The organism is Bacillus sp. XF8 (assembly GCF_017498755.1).
GTDB lineage: Bacteria > Bacillota > Bacilli > Bacillales > Bacillaceae_G > Bacillus_A > Bacillus_A bingmayongensis.
Window position 1 is genome coordinate 1 of the sequence record NZ_JAGDQK010000096.1, and the last position, 3,854, is coordinate 3,854.

3 protein-coding genes and 2 pseudogenes are annotated in these 3,854 nt (G+C 33.5%); 3 read left to right on the top strand and 2 right to left on the bottom strand.

Annotation, left to right across the window (positions count from 1 at the left end):
- Positions 1–232: 232 nt before the first annotated feature.
- Positions 233–430: a hypothetical protein gene (locus J4P91_RS28415; RefSeq protein ID WP_207996759.1), complete on the bottom strand. Its 198-nt coding sequence runs from the start codon at positions 428–430 to the stop codon at positions 233–235.
- Positions 431–816: 386 nt separating this feature from the next.
- Here J4P91_RS28415 and J4P91_RS28420 point away from each other — a divergent pair.
- Both J4P91_RS28420 and J4P91_RS28425 read left to right on the top strand, forming a co-directional pair.
- Positions 817–1,383 (top strand): annotated as a pseudogene (locus tag J4P91_RS28420) (site-specific integrase); the annotation flags it as partial.
- Between the two features lie 68 nt (positions 1,384–1,451).
- Positions 1,452–1,556: pseudogene (locus tag J4P91_RS28425) on the top strand (thioredoxin domain-containing protein); the annotation flags it as partial.
- A 557-nt stretch (positions 1,557–2,113) separates the two neighbouring features.
- Here the strand turns inward: J4P91_RS28425 and J4P91_RS28430 are convergent.
- Entirely contained in the window at positions 2,114–2,509 is a 396-nt protein-coding gene (locus J4P91_RS28430; RefSeq protein ID WP_207996760.1) for a hypothetical protein, read from the bottom strand.
- Positions 2,510–3,142: 633 nt separating this feature from the next.
- Between J4P91_RS28430 and J4P91_RS28435 the strand changes: the two genes are divergently transcribed.
- Positions 3,143–3,757, top strand: a complete 615-nt coding sequence (locus tag J4P91_RS28435; RefSeq protein ID WP_207996761.1) for a pesticidal protein — start codon at positions 3,143–3,145, stop codon at positions 3,755–3,757.
- Positions 3,758–3,854: the final 97 nt, after the last annotated feature.

Here is a 3,854-nt window from a genome sequence, read left to right on the forward strand (position 1 = left end):
TTACCATATGATTTCTCACTTAGGTTTTGTTCAGCCGACTTCACCTAGCTTCATACAATTTGTGACTACTATCACGCTTTGCATGTAGGAGTATCAGATAAGTAGTTTCAGCTCAACCTGACGGCTTTCATTCCTACTTTCAGTCACTCAGTTGTTGTTATCAGAATTGATAACCCTCCTATTTCGTGTTTGCACACTTATAAGGAAACGTGTCGCACAAATAACGCTTTTGTTAAAAATCTGTTCTTTCTTCTAACAAACCTCTTACAACCAAATAATCCCTAAATCTTTCTACAATATTATCTAAATCATCAGCACCGTAATAATATTCATCGTTATTCTGAATTGCTTCTTCTTTTTCTTTAAAGAACATAGTAAACTCACTTTCTATTTCGAGTAATATTTCACGTTCCTTTTTCTTTAAGTACATATGTGTCACTCCCTTTTTGTACAAAATTCAAATTAGAAACTACTTCTCAACCCCTACTCCTTTTCATCTTCCAAATATTTATTGGCCCTTCCCACAAACCCTGGTCTTTCCATTTCTTCTTCAACTTGCTGACATAATTCGGACTCCGGTCATACATGATGTCAATGCTTTTATCCGCAATGCTTTGTAGATTTAATTCACGAACACGTTCTGGTGTAAGACCATTAGGAATCTTTTTTCTTTTTCCTCCACGATTTTTCGGTTCTGTATCAAAATACCTACCCAACTGGCGTAATTCCTGACCAGTTGGGCAATCTCCACACACGCTGATACTGAAACACTCATCGACCGATCGATTGTAATAACACCGATTCTTAGAACACGCTAGAGAAAGTCGTTATTATGTTGCATATTTACTTGCTATTACGTGCGGCATGCGTAAAGAAGAAATTCTTGGGTTGCAATGGAAAGACATCGATTTTGAGAGAAGAACTCTTTCAGTTAATCGTTCCCTTTCGCACATTCCAAAAGAAGTTCATGAACCTAAAACCTCTTCAGGAAAACGTTTAATCGTACTTCCTGAAATTACACTACACGCTTTAGAGGAACATCATGAGCGAATAAATGTAGAAAAAGAACGTTATGGAAGCGAATATAACGATTATGATTTGGTCTGCCCTACCTTTAACGATAACCCATGCAATTTCAGAAGTTTGACACAGCTGTGGAAAAAGCTTATAAAGAAAAGTGAGGTTCCTGATATTCGGTTCCATGACCTGAGACATACTCATGCAACAATAATGTTAAAGCAGGGTATTCATCCAAAGATTGTAAGTGAGCGATTAGGACATAAAAGAGTAGGCATCACATTGGACACCTACTCACATGTTGTACCAGGCCTACAAGAAAAAGCAGTTGAAGATTTTGCAAACAATCTATTTCAAAAACACTAATGTTTGCAAATACGGGTTTTGCATAAAAAAACTAGCAGATTCGTATAAAATTGAAAGGAGCAAAAAACATGAAAGAAATTAAAACAGAGCAAGAGTTTAAAGACATTATCGCAAGCGAGGAGCCAGTAGTAGTAAAATTCTTCACAACATGGTGCCCAGATTGTTTACGGGTGAAGAGCGAGAATTTATAGGAATTTATATAAGTTTAGCAAACCCTTTACTATAGAGGTTTGAAGGACATATCAGCGACCATTTCCCTTTTAAAATTAAACATAAATCTTCACTTCGTTAGAAAATCTGTTAGAAGTTTTGAGAGAAGTTTTTCTTCTCCTAAAAACCTCCATTGTATTTCTTCTATTACTCATCACTCTCACTGCCATTATGACGCAAATCATCAATTAAATTATGGAATTTTAAAAATTTCATAATTTAATATCCTTATTTGGAGTATTTTATCTGAACTCCCTAATAAATAAAAACATTATTACCTATTTTTATGGCTACGTAATAAATTCTTTTTTCGTTTTGGAGATACTTCAAAATCTTAACTTGATCGTGATGTGACGCTGCCCCAAGAAGGGACTCGCTTTTCGCGCCCCCCTTACCACTGTACTTAATAAGCTCCAATTCGAGCACATCTTTTTAGACGTCCGATTTATCCAATAAAAAAGCACTCTTTAATGAGTGCTTTTGAACGCATTATTGATAAAATAATATCTAAAACAATGAATTACTTTAATGAATAAGTACAAGAATCCCTTTGATACTCTAAGCGTAACCTATCATTATCTCTTATCATATTAACAGTAATTTTTTCGTCTTCACTGCTTTCTGTTGTTTTTCCATTAACCTTAAGATCAGTAAGTTTTACTTGGAATTCATCCTCAAATATTCTTGTATACTGTAACTCCACAGTTTTATTATCTCCTTCTTTAGTGGGCCCTTTCCATACCATCTTATCTTTCCCTGAAAACATGATTGTAGGTGGACATTTTGTATTATCCTTGTCTATCAATTCCCAGGTACCATTAAAACTATACTCATTTTTACTAGATTCATTATTATTTCCACATGCACTTAAGATTAAAATATAACCAACTGATATAGCAATTAGTTTCTTTTTCATAATACGCCTCCAAATATAAATTTGTACCAATTATGAAAATAACTATTCACTTAAGAACATATTATTATATTTACTCTTCCGTTTATCTATTTATTCCCCTATATAGTTTGTCCATAGTGGACAACGTCCTATAAGAAACTTTATTTATTTTTAACGAGACTAACAGAAATATTATCAAAAATTAGTTTCCAAACCCATTACTTAAAAACAAAGTACTATAACAAACATTAGACACTGTCTATAGAACATCCTTATCGTGTTTTGTTGGTACTATCCCATGCATATATAAAGCTAAGATCTTGAGAGACCCCCCTATCGAAAATTTTACCTTTTTACAGTTTTTAATGAGAATTCGGCTCATTTTTTTCGTTTTTGGGGACAATTGATCTCTTAAGTTGATGGGGATGGAGTAGCACCAACATTTCGCAAATTTCGTACGCTAAAAAATTGTTCACTGTTTGTTCAAACTATAGTGAACAAAAAAATGAACCTAAACAATCTTATTCTTCAACACTTTAGAACAACTTATTTTCGAAAAGGTACAGTACCACATTTTAAAACGAAAAATAGTTATATATTAGAATTCCCATCATATATCTGTCTTATGCTCTATATAGAAGGGACTGTTGAAAAATGGGGAATAATCACTTTCATAATGTGTTTGCTGTGAAACAAGAACATTTGGGACAAGTTCTTAAATTAAAGAAATTCTTTGAAGAATTGGATATGGATTTTAATGATTTCGCTGATCCTCGCACTCTAGTCAACGTGCTAGAATCAAATCATGATATAAACTTTTTGGATTCGTCACAGGAAGCAATCATCGGAGGAGAAGCACTTCAAATTTCAGAATTGATTGAGAAAATTAGTAATCTGATTATTAAAGATATATTAGCATTTCCTACTTATCGTTGGGGAGAAAGTATAAACCAAGATATTGTGAGTCAGGTGACCGATGCTATTACTAACATGTTTATTAATTTAAATAAGCAAGATGTTGCACCATGGATTTCCTGGTATAACACTGGGAATAGTTTTCCAAGATATACTTATAATATTTTAATCGCTATAGATACTCAGGAAAAAAACTACCTTACAGACGTTTTAGCCATTAGTTTTGATGTTTTAGTTGTAAAAAAAACTAAACAGGAAGTTTGTTCTTTCACAGTTAATGATAGTGCACAATGCCTTATAATGATGAAACATATGCTTGTTGGGATTAAATTTGAAGATGTTTATCCCTCGTAACCCCCGCCCCTCTATTTATAATGAAGTGAACCCTGAAAATGGGAAACACATCAAAACACCTAAACTACCTGTTCCTTATATTCTTTAGGGGATAGGT